This is a genomic window from Streptomyces sp., from assembly GCF_050698815.1.
Taxonomy (GTDB): Bacteria; Actinomycetota; Actinomycetes; order Streptomycetales; family Streptomycetaceae; genus Streptomyces.
Genome location: NZ_JBOHCV010000554.1, coordinates 1 through 4,760 on the forward strand (window position 1 = coordinate 1; position 4,760 = coordinate 4,760).

Below are 4,760 nucleotides of genomic sequence, written 5' to 3' on the forward strand. Positions count from 1 at the left end.
GCGCAGGGCGCCCGGCCGGTCCGTGCCGGTCAGTGCCAGCAGCCCCTTCCCGTCCCGGCTGCGCAGTGTGGCGACCAATTCGTGCAGAGCCGAGTCACGGGGCCCGTCGCTGCCCGCGATGCAGACGTCCACGGGCGCGGAACGTGTCATGCGCAGGCCGTTGCTCCAGCTCACCGCCGTGACCGTCATGTCGTGCGCCTTGCTCACCAGAGCTTCCAGCCCCGATCTGAGCAAGCCTGCCTCATGAACCAGCAGTACTCGAATCAACCCCACCCCTCCAATGTCCGTTTCGCAGGTTATATGCGAAGTCCCGGTCTATACATACCGGTTGGGGAGCGATGTCACATACCGGTTCCGCGATCACGGCGGTGCGTTCGAAGCGCGTTCCGGGCGCACGGCGCCTGAGTGTGCGCCCTGTACGCCTCAGCCTGCACCTCCGCCCTCGATGAGTACCGCCAGGCCGTCGAGCAGCGTCGTCACCCTGCAGTGGTGACCGGGTGGACCAGGTCGATCAGCTCGCAGACCGTCTCGATGTCGGTGCGCACCTGCTCCAGCGAGGCACGCCCCGAGAGCCAGGTGATCAGGGTCGAATGCCACGTGTGCGCGATGACGCGTACGGCCGACAACTGCCGTGCGGTGGGCGGGGACGACAGGCCCATCGCCTCCAGGATGATCGCGGTGGTCAGCCGGGAGACCGTCTCGACCTCGGCGCCGGCCGACCGGTCGGCGAAGGTCAGCGCCCGTACCATCGCGTCGGCCAGCTGTGGTTCGCGCTGGAGCGCGCGGAAGGCGCGGAGCAGGGTGTCGGCGACCCGCGCCGCGGGCTCCGGATGGGCGGGCGGCCGGGCACGCAGCGTTGCCCGCAGCTGCTCGAGCTGGTCCTGCATGGTCGCGACCAGCAGATGGATCTTGGAAGGGAAGTAGCGGTAGAGGGTGCCGAGTGCGACCTGAGAGGACTCGGCGACCTCGCGCATCTGTACCGCGTCGAAGCCGCCGCGGCGGGCCAGGCGGGCGCTGGCCTGCAGGATGCGGGCACGGCGTTCCCGCTGCCGCTCGGTCAGCGGCGCAGAGGGTGCGGGGGCCGCGGGCGCGGGTGCGGAGGGCGAGGGCGCGGGGGGCGAGGGGGACGGCTCGTGCTGTGTCGTCATGGGTTCGTCCCGTTTCCGTGGCGTTCGCTGCCCTGCTGGTGTGCGCGGGATCCTCGCAGGCGGGCGGCGGGTGGCGCGAATCACCCCCGCCCGCCGCTCGGGATAAGTGACTGGCCGGTAAATTCATTGCTCCGGAAGCCGGAGCGGCCTGGCCCGCCCGGCTTTCTGAAACTTGTTCTAGCTTAGCGCGGGCGGTTACGCTCCGGCGACAGCGCAGATGGCGTATCCCCGCCGAAGGCAGGGGAAGAAGGGGGCCGGTGAGTGACCGCAGAGGCCGTCGTGGGGGAGAGCCGCACCGCAGGGCCCGGCATCGGCTTCCACGCGCCGGGTCACCCCGGCGGGCACGGCGGCTCCGGTGAGAGACCGCTGCGCATCGCCCTGCTGTCGTACAAGGGCAATCCCTTCTGCGGTGGACAAGGTGTATACGTGCGGCATCTGTCGCGCGAACTGGCCCGGCTCGGCCACACCGTCGAGGTGATCGGCGCCCAGCCCTATCCCGTGCTGGACGCGGGCGTCACCCTCACCGAGCTGCCCAGCCTGGATCTCTACCGGCAGCCCGATCCCTTCCGCACCCCCGGGCGCGGGGAGTACCGGGACTGGGTGGACCTGCTGGAGGTGGCGACGATGTGGACCGGGGGCTTCCCCGAGCCGCTGACCTTCTCCCTGCGGGCGCGCCGGCAACTGGCCGCGCGGCGCGGCCAGTTCGACATCGTGCACGACAACCAGACGCTCGGCTACGGACTCCTCGGTGACCTGGGCGCACCGCTCGTCACCACCATCCACCACCCCATCACCGTCGACCGGCAGCTGGACCTGGACGCCGCCGGGAGCCGCCGGGCGCGCGCCTCCGTGCGCCGCTGGTACGGCTTCACGCGGATGCAGAAGCGGGTCGCGCGGCGGCTGCCCTCGGTGCTCACCGTCTCCGGCTCCTCCCGGCAGGAGATCACCGCGCACCTCGGGGTGCGTTCGGACCGTATACACGTCGTGCACATCGGCGCCGACGCCCGGCTGTTCTCGCCCGACCCGGCGGTGCCGCAGGTGCCCGGCCGGATCGTGACGACGTCGAGCGCCGACGTACCGCTCAAGGGCCTGGTGTACCTGGTGGAGGCGCTCGCCAAGGTGCGCACCGAGCACGAGAACGCGCACCTGGTGGTGGTCGGAAAGCGCCCGGCCGAAGGCCCGGTGGCCGCCGCGCTGGAGCGGTATGGACTCGCGCACGCCGTCGAATTCGTCAAGGGCATCAGCGACGCCGAACTGGCCGGTCTGCTGCGCAGCGCTCAGGCCGCCTGCGTGCCCTCGCTGTACGAGGGTTTCTCGCTGCCCGCCGCCGAGGCCATGGCGACGGGCACGCCGCTGGTCGCCACGACGGGCGGCGCCGTCCCCGAGGTGGCCGGCCGTGACGGCGAGAGCTGTCTCGCCGTGCCACCCGGCGACGCGGGCGCTCTGGCCGCGGCGCTCGGCCGCCTGCTGGGCGATGCCGGACTCCGCGCCCGGCTGGGGGCGGCGGGACGTGAACGCGTACTGCGCCGCTTCACCTGGGAGCAGGCGGCGCTCGGGACCGTGGAGCACTACCGCGCCGCCCTCGCACAGCGCGTACCGCAGTGACCCTCCCTCCGCCCGCCGACCAGACACTCCGTAGCCGAAAGCAGAGGCAGACCCCGTGCTGACCGTCGACTTCTCCCGCTTCCCGATCGCGCCGGGCGACCGCGTACTCGACCTGGGCTGCGGCGCCGGGCGACACGCCTTCGAGTGCTACCGGCGGGGGGCGCGCGTCGTCGCGCTGGACCGCAACGTCGAGGAGATCCGCGAGGTCGCGGGCTGGTTCGCGGCCATGGCGGAGGCCGGGGAGGCGCCCACGGGAGCGACGGCGACGGCGATGGAGGGTGACGCCCTCGCGCTGCCCTTCCCGGACGACAGCTTCGACGTCGTCATCATCTCCGAGGTGATGGAGCACATCCCCGACGACAAGGGCGTGCTCGCGGAGATGGTGCGGGTGCTCAGGCCGGGCGGCCGGATGGCGGTGACCGTGCCGCGCTACGGGCCGGAGAAGATCTGCTGGGCGCTGAGCGACGCCTACCACGAGGTGGAGGGCGGCCACATCCGCATCTACCGTGCCGATGAACTGCTGGGCAAGATGCGCGAGTCCGGCCTGCGACCATACGGCACCCACCACGCGCACGGCCTGCACTCCCCCTACTGGTGGCTCAAGTGCGCCTTCGGCGTCCACCGGGACGGCGCCGACGCGGCGCTGCCGGTACGGGCCTACCACCAACTGCTGGTCTGGGACATCATGAAGAAGCCGCTGGCCACCCGGCTCGCCGAGCGGGCACTCGACCCGCTGATCGGCAAGAGCTTCGTGGCGTACGCGACGAAGCCGCACCTGCCCGCACTGCCCCCCGACGACCAGGCGGCCATTCCGTTGGCGGCCGCCCCGACCGGCCAGGGGCAGGCGTGACGAGCCCGGAGCGCACGGAACGGCTCGTGCTCGACGGCGTGCTGACAGCCGACCAGGCGGCCCGTACGGTCGCCGGGATCGCGGGCGTGCAGCGCACCGACGGCGCCATCCCCTGGTTCCGTGGCCACCACCTCGACCCCTGGGACCACGTCGAGGCCGCCATGGCGCTGGACGCGGCGGGCGAGCACGAGCGAGCCGAGGCGGCCTACCGGTGGCTCGCGGACCACCAGCTCCCGGACGGCTCCTGGTACGCCGCCTACGCCGACGGCGACGCCGCCAGGCCCACCGACCGCGCCCGGGAGAGCAACTTCTGCGCGTACGTCGCCGTCGGCGTCTGGCACCACTACCTCGCCACCGGCGACGACGCCTTCGTGGACCGGCTCTGGCCGGTCGTCGCCGCGGCCGTCGAGTTCGTGCTGCGGCTCCAGCAGCCTGGCGGGCAGATCGGCTGGAAGCGCGAGGCCGACGGCACGCCCGTCGCCGATGCCCTGCTCACCGGTTCCTCGTCCGTCTACCAGGCGTTGCGCTGCGCCCTCGCCCTCGCAGAGCACCGCGAAGAGCCCCAGCCCGACTGGGAGCTGGCCGTCGGCGCCCTCGGTCACGCGGTACGCCGCCACCCCGAGCGCTTTCTGGACAAGAGCCGCTACTCCATGGACTGGTACTACCCGGTACTCGGCGGTGCGCTGCGCGGACCCGCCGCCACCGCACGGATCGAGGAGGGCTGGGACCGCTTCGTCGTGCCCGGGCTCGGCGTCCGCTGCGTACTGCCCAACCCTTGGGTCACCGGCGGTGAGAGCGCCGAACTGGCCCTGGCGCTGTGGACGGTGGGCGAGTCCGGCCGTGCGCTGGACATCCTCCAGTGGGTTCAGCACCTGCGCGCCGAGGACGGCCTCTACTGGACCGGCTACGTCTTCGAGGACGACGCGGTCTGGCCCGAGGAGCTGACCACGTGGACGGCCGGCTCGCTGCTGCTGGCGGTGGCGGCGCTGGGCGGCGACGAGGCGACGGTCCAGGTCTTCAGCGGCGAACGCCTCCCGGAGGGCCTGCCGCCGGACTGCTGCTAGTGCCGTGACCGCACGACAACGGCCCCTCGCCGCCCGGTTCTTCCGGCGGATTCTCGGGGTCCTCGCAACACCTGACGGCCTACGTGGTCGTCA

The 4,760-nt window shown here is 72.2% G+C and carries 5 protein-coding genes; 3 read left to right on the forward strand and 2 right to left on the reverse strand.

What is annotated here, in order from left to right; all coding sequences use genetic code 11:
* A partial coding sequence (locus ACRDP3_RS20015; protein ID WP_431518348.1) for a hypothetical protein occupies positions 1 to 207 on the reverse strand: 207 nt, incomplete at its 3' end.
* Between the two features lie 269 nt (positions 208 to 476).
* Complete coding sequence (locus ACRDP3_RS20020; protein ID WP_431518349.1) at positions 477 to 1,148, reverse strand: TetR family transcriptional regulator; 672 nt, start codon at positions 1,146 to 1,148, stop codon at positions 477 to 479.
* Between the two features lie 261 nt (positions 1,149 to 1,409).
* Between ACRDP3_RS20020 and ACRDP3_RS20025 the strand changes: the two genes are divergently transcribed.
* From ACRDP3_RS20025 to ACRDP3_RS20035, 3 genes are read left to right on the forward strand one after another with little or no spacing between them, the layout of a single operon-like run.
* Positions 1,410 to 2,753, forward strand: a complete 1,344-nt coding sequence (locus tag ACRDP3_RS20025; RefSeq protein ID WP_431518350.1) for a glycosyltransferase family 4 protein — start codon at positions 1,410 to 1,412, stop codon at positions 2,751 to 2,753.
* A 55-nt stretch (positions 2,754 to 2,808) separates the two neighbouring features.
* Entirely contained in the window at positions 2,809 to 3,603 is a 795-nt protein-coding gene (locus tag ACRDP3_RS20030) for a methyltransferase domain-containing protein (protein WP_431518351.1), read from the forward strand.
* Complete coding sequence (locus ACRDP3_RS20035; protein ID WP_431518352.1) at positions 3,600 to 4,667, forward strand: prenyltransferase; 1,068 nt, start codon at positions 3,600 to 3,602, stop codon at positions 4,665 to 4,667. Before ACRDP3_RS20030 ends, ACRDP3_RS20035 begins: the two co-directional genes overlap by 4 nt.
* Positions 4,668 to 4,760: the final 93 nt, after the last annotated feature.

What these genes read in the sequence shown, in the direction of transcription:
- ACRDP3_RS20020 (WP_431518349.1), bottom strand. Translation starts at nt 1,148, where the DNA reads ATGACGACACAGCACGAGCCGTCCCCCTCGCCCCCCGCGCCCTCGCCC.